General features: G+C 44.7%; 13 protein-coding genes and 1 pseudogene. All 14 read left to right on the forward strand.

All coding sequences use genetic code 11. The annotated features are described in order from the left end of the window. The first annotated feature begins 23 nt into the window (after nucleotides 1-23). The 14 genes and pseudogenes from nrdR (at nucleotide 24) to KHZ77_RS00460 (ending at nucleotide 12,609) form a co-directional block, all read left to right on the forward strand. Nucleotides 24-497 carry a transcriptional regulator NrdR gene (nrdR, locus tag KHZ77_RS00395; RefSeq protein ID WP_295194550.1) on the forward strand — a complete coding sequence of 158 codons (474 nt, stop codon included), beginning with the start codon at nucleotides 24-26 and terminating at the stop codon, nucleotides 495-497. Then, nucleotides 494-1,426 (forward strand): dipeptidase, encoded by a 933-nt coding sequence (locus tag KHZ77_RS00400; RefSeq protein WP_295194553.1) that lies wholly within the window; start codon nucleotides 494-496, stop codon nucleotides 1,424-1,426. The genes nrdR and KHZ77_RS00400 overlap by 4 nt, the downstream gene beginning before the upstream one ends. Nucleotides 1,427-1,611: 185 nt before the next feature. Beyond that, entirely contained in the window at nucleotides 1,612-2,190 is a 579-nt protein-coding gene (gmhA, locus tag KHZ77_RS00405) for a D-sedoheptulose 7-phosphate isomerase (protein ID WP_295194555.1), read from the forward strand. Between the two features lie 9 nt (nucleotides 2,191-2,199). After that, entirely contained in the window at nucleotides 2,200-3,693 is a 1,494-nt protein-coding gene (gene rfaE1, locus KHZ77_RS00410; protein ID WP_295194557.1) for a D-glycero-beta-D-manno-heptose-7-phosphate kinase, read from the forward strand. Next, on the forward strand, nucleotides 3,690-4,655 hold the full coding sequence (gene rfaD / locus KHZ77_RS00415; protein WP_295194559.1) for an ADP-glyceromanno-heptose 6-epimerase: 966 nt from the start codon (nucleotides 3,690-3,692) through the stop codon (nucleotides 4,653-4,655). Before rfaE1 ends, rfaD begins: the two co-directional genes overlap by 4 nt. Nucleotides 4,656-4,687: 32 nt before the next feature. Then, nucleotides 4,688-5,182: pseudogene (locus KHZ77_RS00420) on the forward strand (HAD family hydrolase); the annotation flags it as partial. Between the two features lie 142 nt (nucleotides 5,183-5,324). Next, the gene (gene waaF, locus KHZ77_RS00425; protein WP_295194562.1) at nucleotides 5,325-6,347 is read left to right on the forward strand and encodes a lipopolysaccharide heptosyltransferase II; all 1,023 of its coding nucleotides are present in this window, start codon (nucleotides 5,325-5,327) and stop codon (nucleotides 6,345-6,347) included. Between the two features lie 4 nt (nucleotides 6,348-6,351). Then, entirely contained in the window at nucleotides 6,352-7,407 is a 1,056-nt protein-coding gene (locus KHZ77_RS00430) for a glycosyltransferase family 9 protein (RefSeq protein ID WP_295194564.1), read from the forward strand. Beyond that, complete coding sequence (locus KHZ77_RS00435) at nucleotides 7,404-8,438, forward strand: 3'-5' exonuclease (RefSeq protein ID WP_295194565.1); 1,035 nt, start codon at nucleotides 7,404-7,406, stop codon at nucleotides 8,436-8,438. Before KHZ77_RS00430 ends, KHZ77_RS00435 begins: the two co-directional genes overlap by 4 nt. A gap of 13 nt (nucleotides 8,439-8,451) precedes the next feature. After that, complete coding sequence (locus KHZ77_RS00440; RefSeq protein ID WP_295194567.1) at nucleotides 8,452-9,846, forward strand: aminopeptidase; 1,395 nt, start codon at nucleotides 8,452-8,454, stop codon at nucleotides 9,844-9,846. 5 nt (nucleotides 9,847-9,851) lie between these two features. After that, nucleotides 9,852-10,199, forward strand: a complete 348-nt coding sequence (locus tag KHZ77_RS00445; RefSeq protein ID WP_295194568.1) for a hypothetical protein — start codon at nucleotides 9,852-9,854, stop codon at nucleotides 10,197-10,199. Next, complete coding sequence (locus tag KHZ77_RS00450) at nucleotides 10,199-10,567, forward strand: arsenate reductase family protein (protein ID WP_295194569.1); 369 nt, start codon at nucleotides 10,199-10,201, stop codon at nucleotides 10,565-10,567. The genes KHZ77_RS00445 and KHZ77_RS00450 overlap by 1 nt, the downstream gene beginning before the upstream one ends. A gap of 95 nt (nucleotides 10,568-10,662) precedes the next feature. Continuing rightward, complete coding sequence (locus KHZ77_RS00455; protein ID WP_295194570.1) at nucleotides 10,663-11,643, forward strand: ABC transporter substrate-binding protein; 981 nt, start codon at nucleotides 10,663-10,665, stop codon at nucleotides 11,641-11,643. Between the two features lie 96 nt (nucleotides 11,644-11,739). Next, on the forward strand, nucleotides 11,740-12,609 hold the full coding sequence (locus tag KHZ77_RS00460; protein ID WP_295194571.1) for an ABC transporter permease: 870 nt from the start codon (nucleotides 11,740-11,742) through the stop codon (nucleotides 12,607-12,609). The last annotated feature ends 2 nt before the right edge of the window (nucleotides 12,610-12,611 follow it).

Consider the following 12,611-nt stretch of genomic DNA (forward strand, 5'->3'; position numbering starts at 1 on the left):
ACTAAAGGAATTGAGGTGTTCTCATGAGATGTCCTTATTGTAAACATACAGAAAATAAGGTGACCGATTCGCGGGCCACTGATGATGGCAACAGCATTCGACGCCGCCGGGAGTGTTTATCCTGCGGTCGTCGTTTTACTACCTACGAAGTGATTGAAGATGTGCCAATCATGGTTATTAAATCACGGGGCAATTATGAGATGTTTGACCGTGGAAAATTATTGAACGGTTTGCTTCGGTCCTGTAATAAGCGAAACATTCCAAGGGAAGTATTGGAAAATGTAGTAAAAAATGTAGAAGATGCCATCCGCAACCGCGCCAAACAGGAGATTAAGTCCTCTGAAATCGGCGATTTAGTGTTGGCCGAGTTAAAAGATATTGACGAAGTGGCCTATGTTCGCTTCGCCTCTGTATACCGCAATTTTGATGATGTACAGGCCTTCGTAGCCGTACTGGAAGATTTGCGGAAGAATGATAAACATGAGGTAGAAAAATGATAGATCTTCATTGTGATACGATTATGCAGCTCATCGATCATCCAGATAGCGGTGACCTTTGGGAAAATCCCTGGAAAATTGATATTCAGCGCCTGAAAAAGGGTGGCTATACGATGCAGGATTTTGCTTTATTCGTTGAGTTGGATCAAGAAAAGGATCCCTATGCGCGTTATGAAGCAATGCGTCAACTTTTCATGAGAGAAATGGAAAAGTACAGTGACCATATTAAAATGGTTCGCACCTATGCCGACTATGAAACGAATAAGGCGAATAGTATTTTGAGTGCGTTGTTATCCGTTGAAGAAGGCGGCGTTTTCGGTGGCGATTTGAATAAATTGCGGAAAGCCTATGAAGACGGTGTGCGCCTCATTACTATCAGCTGGAACTTTCCGAACGGTCTGTCTTTTCCGCAAGGAGAAGCCCATGAAGGCAAGGGCTTAACTGAAACAGGCATTGAGTTCGTGGAACTTATGGAAGAGCTGGGCATGGTTGTGGACTGTTCCCACCTTAACGATACCGGTACATTCCAGTTGGGCGAAATTTTGAAGAAGCCGTTCATTGCGTCTCATTCCAATGCACGGACCTTAACAAATCATCGTCGCAATCTGACTGATGAAGAAATTAAACTCATTGCCAATAAAGGTGGCATCATCGGTCTTAACTTTGCCAACACATTTTTAAGCGAAGACAAGGTAAGCAGTATTGAAAATATTGTGCGCCATGGTCTTTATATTTATGATAAAGGCGGTGCCGATGTAGTCGCATTGGGCACTGACTTTGACGGCATTAATCCGAAAACGGAAATTGAGGATGCAGCCGATATGCCACGCCTCTATGACGCATTCCAAAAGGCGGGCCTCAGTGAAGGGGATTTGGAAAAACTGTTCCGTACCAATGCAGAACGAGTGTTCCGAGACATACTGAACTAATATAGAACGGGTATCCCAAGACATTCTGAGCTAATACAGAACGGGTATTCCGAGATATTCTGAGCTAACACAGAACGGGTATCCCGTTATATTCTGAACTAATGCAGAGCAGATAATTTTATACATTTGGCTGTAATGCAGGTTCTATATACTAACTAATTAAAACAATCAGGAGTAACTATCTTATGAGTTCACAAACTACGATTAATCCTTTGATTGCAGCACGCTTTCAAGATCATTTGGATGTGTTTGCCAAGACCATGGAAAAGATGGACATCATTCAGGAAATTGCTGAACGGTGTCAGATTGCCCTGGCTAATGGCAATAAAGTCCTATTTTGCGGTAATGGCGGTTCTGCAGCAGATGCACAGCATTTAGCGGCGGAATTGATCGGCCGTTTTCAGAAAGAACGTGTATCTTTACCATCTATCGCATTGACTACAGATACGTCGATTTTAACGGCTGTAGCCAATGATTATGGCTATGATGAAGTATTTGCCCGCCAGGTAGCCGGTTTAGGCCGTGTAGGAGACGTTTTAATCGGCATTTCCACATCCGGCAATAGCGCCAATGTGGTGAAAGCGGTGGAAGTGGCCAGAACAATGGGGCTTCATACAATCGCATTCACCGGCGAAGGTGGCGGTAAAATGCGCGAACTCTGCGATATTACAATGGCGGTGCCATCCAAGGTGACGGCGCGCATTCAGGAAATGCACATTTTAATCGGTCACGTACTTTGCGAACTTATCGAAGAAGGGTATTAATATTTAATTATGATCAGTAAAACTATTAACGATTATTTACTCCAAAAGTTGCCGGAGCTTCGCATCGCTGTTATTGGCGATATTATGGTGGACCGCTATGTGTTTGGCGAAGTAGGCCGTATTTCTCCGGAAGCACCGGTGCCGGTAAACCGTGTTGAAAAAGTTAAAGAAGTGCTGGGTGGTGCCGCTAACGTGGCTGCCAATTTGGCCGGCCTTGACTGTCATGTATTTCTTGGCGGTGTAGCCGGTGATGACGCTCATGGGGAAATGTTGAGCAAAATGCTGGAGGCCGACAAGATTAATCAGGACGGCGTTCGCTTTGACAAATCCCGTCAAACGACGACTAAAATGCGTATTATCGGCGGCCGTCAACAAATGATGCGCCTCGACTTCGAAGAGCCGAAAGCAATTGGTGAGGACGATGAAGTATTCTTCCTTAACTGGCTTGATACGATCAATAAAGAAGGCTTAGACGGTATTGTTATCTCCGACTACGGCAAAGGTGTATGCACACCGACTTTATTGAAGAAAGTATTGGATTTTGCGCAGGCTAACCATATTAAAACCATTGTGGATCCGAAAGGTTCCGACTGGAGTAAATATGCAGGTGCCACATTTATTACACCGAATGTTAAAGAATTGGGCGAATGTGTGGGTCGCGAATTGCCTAATACGGATGAAGCGATTGTAGAAGCAGCGGAAGAAACATTGGCACGTATTCCATTCGAATACGTGGTAGCTACCCGCTCTGCCAAAGGCATTACGGTGGTAAGCAAAACCGGCAAGGTTTGGCATAATCCGGCTACACAGCAGGAAGTCTTCGATGTGAGTGGTGCCGGTGATACAGTAGTAGCAATGATTTTAACAACGATGGCGGCGGGCCTGACTGTGCGTGCAGCCCTTCATGTGGCCAATGCGGCGGCCGGTATTGTTGTGTCTAAAATCGGTACATATCCGATTCATCGTGAAGAGTTACTGGAATTGTGGCAAACAATCCGCACACGCCGTGCGAACACAGCTGAGCCGGATGTGACCACCTATACAGCGGCCGACATGGCACAGAAAGTGCGTCAGTGGCAGAACGAAGGGGCTACCGTGGTGTTTACTAACGGATGCTTCGACATCTTGCACAGCGGCCATATTTCTTACTTGCGTGACGCTGCAAAATTGGGAGACCACTTAATTGTTGGGTTAAATTCCGATGCGTCTACGAAGCGTTTAAAAGGTGCGGCACGACCAATTAATAATGAAGAGTCCCGCGCTGATTTGATGCGCTCCTTAGGCTTTGTTGACGGTGTAGTGATTTTCGAAGAAGATACACCGAGCGAATTGCTCAGCCAATTGCGCCCAAACATTTTAGTTAAGGGCGGCGATTACAAGGTGGAAGACGTAATCGGTGGCGAGTTTGTAGATAAAGTTGTCATTCTTCCTTTTAAAAAGGGATATTCCACAACAGGTATTATTGAGAAGATTAAAGCCTTAGTACAGGAGGGGTTAATATGATTATCGTTACTGGCGGTGCCGGTTTTATTGGAAGTAATATTGTTAAGCAGTTAAATAACCGCGGTCGTAATGATATTTTAATCGTTGATGATTTAACAGACGGCAATAAGATTAAAAACTTGCAGATGTTGGATTACTACGATTACATCGATTGCGAAGACTTTGACGTTGCTGTAGCGGAAAATGTATTTGATGTAGGTCCTATCGAAGTTGTATTCCATGAAGGTGCTTGCGCAGATACTATGAACTACGACGGCCGCTACATGATGAAGAATAACTTCGAAGGTACGAAAAACTTATTCCATTACTGCCAGGAACGCCGCGTGCCATTTATCTACGCGTCCTCTGCATCCACCTATGGACATGGCAATAAAGGTTTTAGAGAAGATCCGGCTTGCGAAGAAGCATTGAATCCATATGCATACTCCAAACTGTTCTTTGACCGTTATTTACGTCGCTTTGAAAAACATTTGCAGTCACAGGTAGTAGGTCTTCGTTATTTCAACGTATTCGGGCCGAACGAAAACCACAAGGGCAACATGGCATCCTTAGTGCGCCAAATGTTCTACAAACTTCGTGAAACCGGCGAAATTACCTTGTTTGAAGGTACTGACGGTTATGGCGACGGTGAACAGGAGCGCGACTTTATTTATGTAAACGACGTGGTAAATGTTAACTTCTTCTTCTGGGAACACACTGAAATCAGCGGTATTTTCAATTGCGGTACAGGCGAAGCAAAGAGCTTTAACCGCTTCATGAAGGCTGTTATTGCTTACAACGGCTCCGGTAACTTGCGCTACATTCCGTTCCCTGAAGTGTTAAAAGGTAAATACCAGAGCTTTACAGAAGCGGATACTACAAAGCTTCTCAGCGTAGGCTATGACAAAGGTTTTACTAATTTAGAAGATGCAGTGGCTGAATACTGTGAGTTATTAGACAACAACGACGGCTACGTACGTTAATTATTGTTTCTATTTGATGAGGATGGTACCAGGTGAAAAAGGTTATATTTTTAGACCGCGACGGGGTCATAAATGTAGACGTAAATTATTTATATCGCATTGAAGATTTAACCTTTATGCCCGGTGCGGCAGAGGCGCTGGCCCTGGCTGTAAAATCCGGTTACGAGCTCATTGTGGTAACGAATCAGAGCGGTGTGGCACGGGGCTATTACACGGAAGACGATGTGAAGAAACTCCATGCGTACATGGGTGATGCCTTGGCTGCCAAGGGCGCTCCTATTTTACAGTTTTATTATTGCCCTCATCATGAAAAAGGCACTGTTCCGGCTTACACAAAGGCTTGTGATTGCCGCAAGCCGAAGCCGGGCATGATTTTAAAAGCAATGGAAGAGTATGCCGTAGACCGATCGGCCAGCTTCCTTATCGGCGACAAACCGTCTGATGTGGAGGCGGCTCATAACGCCGGTATTGACGGCTATTTATTTGAAGGTGATGATTTGCTTCCGTTCATGCAATCCATATTGAAAGAGCGCGAGGGGAAACAGAATCAGTCAGCAACACAGTCTGATATAAAAACAGAAACACAAACAGAAGCGCAAATAGAAAAACAAGCAGAAACACAAACAAAAGAGAACATACAATTAGAAAAGTAATCGGGAGGTACATTACGTGAAGGACTATAAGAATATATTAATCATTAAAATGAGTTCTTTAGGCGATGTAATTCATGCCTTGCCGACCTTGTACGCCATTCGTAAGAATTGGCCAAACGCGAAGATTACCTGGGCCGTGCATGAGCAATTCAGTGCGGTGCTTCCCAAATCTCCGTGGATTGATGAAGTTATTTATATTGACAAGAAAAAGTTAAAATCGTTGTCCTATCTGATCCAATTGCGCCGCAATTTACATTACCGTCACTTTGACATGTGCTTGGATTTACAATGTTTGGCTAAAAGTGCATTGGTGGCATTTTTAAGCGGTGCCCCTGAAAAGTACGGCTATTGGGAATTGCGCGAAGGAAGTCGCTTAGTAAATAAAGCGCTGGTAGGACCGAATCAATATGGACATGTAATTGAACGTTATCTCGATACGGTTCGCGCCTTAGGCGGCCGTGTGGACAGCGTTGAATTTCCTATAAAACGCTCCGAACAGGCTGCGTCTCAGGTGGCACAGAAGTTGGCCGAACAGGGATTACCTGAAGGTCAGCCGTACATTGTGGTGGCACCGGGTGCGCGCTGGTCAGTTAAAGAATGGCCTATGGACAAATATGGTTCCTTGTGCCGTCGGTTAAGTGAAGAAGGATATTACGTAGTGCTCATCGGCGCTCCGTCAGACAGTGAAAAGGGGCAGGCTATCAAAGAAGATGCACCGGACAATAAGGTCATCAACATGATTGGCGCAACCAATTTGCTGGAACTGATAGAACTGATTGGCCACAGCCAATTGTACATCAGTGCCGATACAGGGCCATTGCACATTGCAAATGCTCTGAAAGTGCCTCTCATAGCATTGTTTGGACCGACATCTCCGGATCGTACCGGTCCCTATGGCGGTGAGCATGTGCACATTATTAAATCGCCTACTTCACGGGCTACTGTGCAGGAGCCTTTGATTGACGATCCTTTATGTATGGATCAAATCACAGTGGACGTTGTGTGGAATGAAATGCAACGTATAGTAAATAAGGAGTAATCCTATGGATTTTGATCATAAACATATTGTGGTAACCTTTCTGATGCATTTGGGAGATGTTATTTTAACAACTCCTTTTTTACATGTATTGCGAAAGGCCGCACCACATAGTCACATTACCTATGTAATGGACGAAAAATTAAAAGAAGTAATGCAATATAATCCGAATATCGACACGATTATTACGGTGGATAAAAAGGGACGGGACAACAGCATCGGCGCACTTCGCCGTATTGGCAAGTCCATTTCGAAAACCGTAGGTCCCGTGGATATTGTGATTAATTTGCATCCCAACGAACGCACCAGTTTTTTGGCATCTCAAATCGGCGGTACCTTTACTACGGGGATGAGTCATTTTCTTTTTAGACCGTTTATGTCAAAATATACTCGCTTGGATCGTACAGGCCGTCATGCGGCGGATATGTACATCAATGTGTTGGAGCAGCTTGGTGTGACCGACACGTCCAATAAAGGGCTTGAAATTTATACATGCCCTGAATGGGATAAAACTGTATATGACTTTTATCATGCGCACGGCGTGTCCGATGTAGATATTGTCATCGGCTTCAATGTGGGCAGTGCGGTGCCGGAAAAACGATGGCCTAAAGAACGCTTTGCGGAAGTGGCCGACTTTTTCTGTCACAAAGGATATAAAGTCGTATTTTTTGGCGGCCCGATGGATAAGGAAATGGTTGATGACGTGGTAAAACACATGGAGTGCGAACCGATTGTGGCGACAGGTCAGTTCAGTTTAGGTGAGCTGGCGGCGGCCATCAGTCATTGTAACTTGTTCATTACTAATGACTCCGGCCCTATGCATGTGGCTGTAAGTCAGCATGTTCCGCTGGTTGCATTATATGGACCTTCCAACCCTAAGTTTTACGGACCATATACGAAGAATTGTATCGTGCTGGAATCCATGGAAAATTACGAAGTGGGCAAGAGCATGAAGAAGATTATTAAAGAAGGTAATTATAAAGGCGTTAGTGTCATTACAAAAGAGCAAGTTATCGAAGCGGCAAAAACACTTCTGTCAGAAAGATGCAATGAGGCATTATGATGGACTATGTAATTTTTGATTTAGAGTGGAACCAGCCCTTTGCCAATGATATTAGCTTTATGAAACGTACAGGCTTGCCTATGTCCGGTGAAATCATTCAGATCGGCGCCATTAAGCTGGACGAAGAGATGGAACTGGTAGATACCTTTAATATTTTGGTAAAACCGCAATACTTAACGAAGATGCACAAGCATGTAGAGGAATTGACGCATATCACAACGGATGATTTATCGGCAGGAGGTTTACATTTCCCTGATGCATACAGACAGTTTGACCGATGGTGCGGCTCCGATGCGATTCTCTTGACGTGGGGGTCCGACGATATCGTCATGCTTCGTGAAAACTTGAAGCTTCACGGAATTCATGCGAAGTTAACTCATCCGTGGTACGATGCACAGCTTATTTACGCATACTTGATGCATAATAATCTGCAGCAGGTGGCGTTAACGCGCGCCATGGAGGAGTTGGGCTTGTCCCGCGATGAGCTTACGGCTCACAATGCATTGCATGATTCAATCTTTACCGGCCGTGTCTGCAAGGCCATACCGCTTCGTAAAGGCATGGAAGAGTATGAGTCGATTATTGAAAATGTCTATGCGCCGGCTTATTTCCCGGATGACCTGAGTTTCTTTATTTATGAGAATTTCATCGATAAAAAGCAGGTATTCCATGACCGCCGTGTCAATAGAGCCTATTGTCCTCTTTGCCAGGAGCGGATGAAATTACAGCGCATTCAACGTTTGTCCGGCGATAAGTTTTTAGCCTTAGGCAAATGTAAGATACACGGCGACTTTGCCGTTCATTGGCGCATTGGGAAGCATATGAAAAAGGGCGGTTTACTGCGCTTCTATGTAACGAAAAGTGTTACTATGGCGCCACCTAAACTTCACCGTCTCTATGAAGAGCGTACCGAATTGAATCGCAAGAAAGAAGAAGCGTACTTGAAGCGATTGGGCAAACGACAACGAGCGGCGGAAGTGGCGGCTGCGGCAGAAGCGGCGAAAAAAGCATTACAAGAAGATAAAAAATAAAGGATGGTGTACTATGGAACGCAAATATGCATGGCATGAATATAGCGATGCCGATTTACAGGCAATTGAAACTTTGAGCAAGGAATATATGAACTTCCTTGATACAGGTAAAACTGAACGCGAATGTATTGATGAAACAATTCGTCAGGCTGAGCTTCGCGGTTATAAAAACTTGCAGGACGTATTGAAATCCGGCAATCCAATTAAAGCGGGCGATAAAGTATATGCAGTACATATGAAGAAAATTATTGCTCTCTTTAACATCGGCAATGAAGATTTGGAGCAGGGCCTCAATATTTTAGGGGCTCACATCGACTCGCCACGTCTTGATGTTAAACAGAATCCATTTTACGAAAGTGAAAATTTGGCTTTCTTCGACACTCACTATTACGGCGGTATTAAGAAGTACCAATGGGTTGCTATGCCATTGGCTTTACACGGCGTAGTTGTTAAGAAAGACGGTACCGTAGTGCCTATTTCCATCGGTGAAAAAGATACTGATCCTGTATTCTGTGTAACTGATTTGTTACCTCATTTAGGTCAGGAACAAATGGAAAAGAAAGCGGCTAAAGTGATTGAAGGTGAAAACCTTGACCTTCTCATCGGCAGCCGTCCTGTAAAAGGGGAATTGAAAGAAGGCGTAACTCAATTCTTGCAACAGATTTTCGAAAAAGAATACAATTTCTCGGAAGAAGATTTATTGTCCGCTGAACTTGAAATCGTACCTGCCGGCAAAGCCCGCGAAATGGGTTTTGACCGCAGCATGATTATTGCATACGGCCAGGATGACCGCGTATGTGCATACACTTCCTTGGCGGCTATGCTCGAAGTGGACAATGTAGAACGTACAACTTGTACGCTCTTAGTCGATAAAGAAGAAATCGGTTCTGTAGGTGCTACAGGCATGCAGTCCCGCTGGTTCGAAAACATCGTAGCCGAATTATTGGAAAGTGCAGGCCATACATCCCCATTGGCGGTACGTCGCACCTTGGAACGTAGCCGCATGTTGTCCTCTGACGTAAGTGCAGGTTATGATCCTTTATATGCCTCCGCTTTCGAAAAGAAAAACGCTGCCTTCCTTGGTAAAGGCGTTGTATTCAACAAGTTTACCGGCGCTCGCGGTAAATCCGGCTCCAACGATGCTAATGCTGAGTACATGGGCTTCATCCGCCGTGTGATGGACGACAATAAGGTAGCGTTCCAGACAGCTGAATTAGGCCGTGTTGACTTGGGCGGTGGCGGAACTATCGCTTACATTATGGCTCTTTATGGTATGAACGTAATCGACTGCGGCGTTGCCGTATTGAGCATGCATGCCCCTTGGGAAGTAACAAGCAAAGCGGACATTTACGAAGCGAAGAAATGTTACGAAGCGTTCTTAAAAACTAAAGGCGAAGACTTAGTGTAATTATTATGAATTCGAAGACACCAAAAACTGTAAAGGTCGATATTTACGATATTGACGAAGCACAGGTAAAAGACTATATGGCTGACCGGGAGCTTTGCGCCCGGGAGGCCACAATTGTAATGGAGCGTTACTGTAAGGCCGTTAAGAGGGAAACGATTGATGCTGAATTGGGCGAAGCCATTGTCGGTTATTATAAAACCGGTGAAGTGCTCATGTCGGTACAACTGGATCCTTTTGAAACGCCGGTGATGAAGATGGCCTTTGAACGGGGCAATTTAGAATCCTACATTTTGGCGGCGAACGGATTTACAGAAGAAAATGCGGAAGTACTGCGAAAGGAGCGGTTGGACTGATGTTATTTATTGAATATCCTACGTGTTCTACATGTAAGCGTGCGAAGAAGTATTTAACCGAGCACAACATCGCGTTTGAAGAACGCAATATTAAGGAAGAAAATCCGACTGCTGAAGAACTCGGTGCCTGGCTGCCGAAGAGCGGTAAAGAAGTAAAGGCGTTTTTCAATACATCCGGCCAAGTATACCGCAGTGAAAATATCAAAGATAAATTACCGACGTTAAGTGAGTCGGAAAAATTGGCTCTATTGGCCACAAACGGTATGCTCGTAAAGCGTCCGATTCTGATTCTGCCTGATACCGTATTGGTAGGCTTTAAAGAAGCGGAGTGGGACGAAGCGTTACGACGTAACGGATTTTTGAAGTAATTAACTATTGAAATGTCTTTAAAAACAAGATATAATAGTTTAAACTATCCCGTGTAGATGGATAATTGTAGAATGGTAGAAGGGAGCTTTTCAGTATGTGGAAAAAGCGTGTAGTAGCTGCAGTGGCAGCAATGATGGTAGTTGGCCTGTTGGCCGGTTGTGGCAGTGATTCCGGAACTTCCGGATCCGGCAAGACGTATAAGGTAGGGGTTGTTCAATTGGTTGAGCATCCGGCCTTAGATGCAGCCAATAAGGGCTTTGTAGACGGCTTGGCGTCCAAAGGATTTAAGGACAATGTAAAGATTGATCAGCAGAATGCACAAGGTGATCAGTCCAATTTGAACAGTATTGCACAACGTTTCGTATCGGAACAGGATGACTTGGTGTTGGCGATTGCAACACCGGCGGCACAGGCTATGGCCAATGCCACTCGTGACATTCCGATTTTAGGTACAGCCATTACGGACTATGTATCTGCAAAATTAGTTCAGAGCAATGAAAAACCGGGTGGCAATGTAAGTGGTACCACCGATATGAACCCGGTAGAAAAACAAGTTGATTTAATTGCAACAATTTTACCTAATGCTAAAAAAGTAGGTATTTTATACAGTACGAACGAAATTAACTCACAGCTTCAGGCTGAACGCATGAAAGCACATGCAAAAGAAAAAGGTATTGAAGTTGTGGAAGCGACCGTTTCTAATGTAAACGATGTACAGCAGGCGGCGCAAAATCTCGTATCCCAAGGGGTACAGGCTATTTATGTACCGACTGACAACATTGTAGCCTCCTCGATGCCAAATCTGGTTAAAATTACCGACGCGGCAAAGATTCCTGTTTTCCCTGGTGAAGACAATCTTATTAAAGCAGGCGGTTTAGCTACTTACTCGGTAGACTACTACCAGTTAGGCTTCCAAGCCGGTGTGATGGGGGCAAAGATCCTCTCCGGTGAAGCTAAAGTAGGAGATATGCCGATTGAAAGTCAGACAAACTTCAAGCTCGTTGTAAACGAAGAAGTAGCTAAAAACTTGGGAATTACAATTCCTGAATCTGTATTGAAAGAGGCAAATAAATAAACATTAAGAAAAGGGCTTCGGTCCTTTTCTTTTTATAGTCTATTTATTTCGGAGGTAATCATCTTGATGAATGGTTACCTATAGTTGGAGGAAGTTATGGAAAATTTGATTATTTCCACCTTGGGTCAAGGCCTTTTGTGGTCATTACTGGCCATCGGTGTTTTTATCACATTCCGCGTGCTGGATATTGCGGATTTGACGGTTGAAGGCAGTTTCCCTTTGGGAGCGGCCATTTCCGTTACCTTAATCGTAGCGGGTGTTAATCCGTTAGTATCTATTCTTGTAGCCGCCATCGGCGGTGCCGTAGCAGGGATTGTAACCGGTTTGGTACATACAAAGTTAAAGATTCCGGCTCTCTTGGCAGGGATTTTAACGATGATTGCCTTATATTCGATTAACTTACATGTTATGGGCAAAGCCAATGTGTCTTTGCTCCGCATGGATACAGTATATACCTACTTGGAAGTGCTCAATATGCGCAGCACTTGGGCCTTAACGATTGTGGGGCTTATAGGGGCTTTCTTGGCCTGTTTATTCCTGTTCTGGTTCTTCGGTACTGAAATCGGCGCCGCCATTCGTGCGACCGGTATTAATCAGCAAATGATTCGCGCTCAGGGCGTTAACACAGATACGATGATTCTTATCGGTCTTGCTTTATCCAATGCCTTCGTAGCCACTGCAGGTGCCTTCGTGGCGCAAGGTAACGGCTATGCAGACGTAGGCATGGGCGTAGGTACCATCGTAATCGGCCTGGCCTCCGTAATTATCGGGGAAGTGCTCTTCGGTACCAGTTCCTTCGTGCGCAATTTACTGGCCGTAGTACTCGGCTCCGTAGTATACCGCATCGTAATTGCAGTGGTGCTTTACTTAGGTATGCCGCCAAACGATTTAAAATTATTCACAGCCATTCTCGTAGCCATTGCTTTGGCATTGCCTACATTGAAAGCTAAATGGCAGAGTCGTTAAGG

Source organism: Veillonella sp., assembly GCF_018364065.1.
GTDB lineage: Bacteria > Bacillota > Negativicutes > Veillonellales > Veillonellaceae > Veillonella_A.